Below are 415 nucleotides of genomic sequence, written 5' to 3' on the forward strand. Positions count from 1 at the left end.
CCATGGCCGCCTCGAGGGCCGCCATTTCGGCCGCGACTTCGCTGACCGGCCCGGCGCCGTTCATCACTTCGGCGACAGCGCTGTGGCCTTCCATGTCGCCGACATCCTGGCTGAAATAGCCGATGGTGACGCCGCGATCGACCTGCACCTGGCCTTCGTCTGGCTGCTCCTGGCCGGTGATCATGCGAAACAGCGTCGTCTTGCCGGCGCCGTTCGGCCCGACGAGGCCGACCTTCTCGCCCTTCTGCAGGGACGCCGACGCTTCGATGAAGACAAGCTGACGGCCGTTCTGCTTGCTGATGCTTTCAAGTCTGATCATGCGGTGTCCGGGGAATTTTGCTTGCGTGAAACGATTTGCCCGGCGCCTTACGCGAAGGATAGCCGCAAAGGAAGAGGCGCAAGCGCCGCACACCGC

1 protein-coding gene is annotated in these 415 nt (G+C 64.1%); it reads right to left on the reverse strand.

Features of this window, described 5'->3' with window-relative positions:
- Window positions 1–319 (reverse strand): ATP-binding cassette domain-containing protein (locus tag EN969_RS35025; RefSeq protein ID WP_164758841.1); only part of this gene is annotated, 319 nt, incomplete at its 3' end.
- Window positions 320–415: the final 96 nt, after the last annotated feature.

This window comes from Mesorhizobium sp. M7A.F.Ca.CA.003.01.2.1, from assembly GCF_003998945.1.
Lineage (GTDB): Bacteria > Pseudomonadota > Alphaproteobacteria > Rhizobiales > Rhizobiaceae > Mesorhizobium > Mesorhizobium ciceri.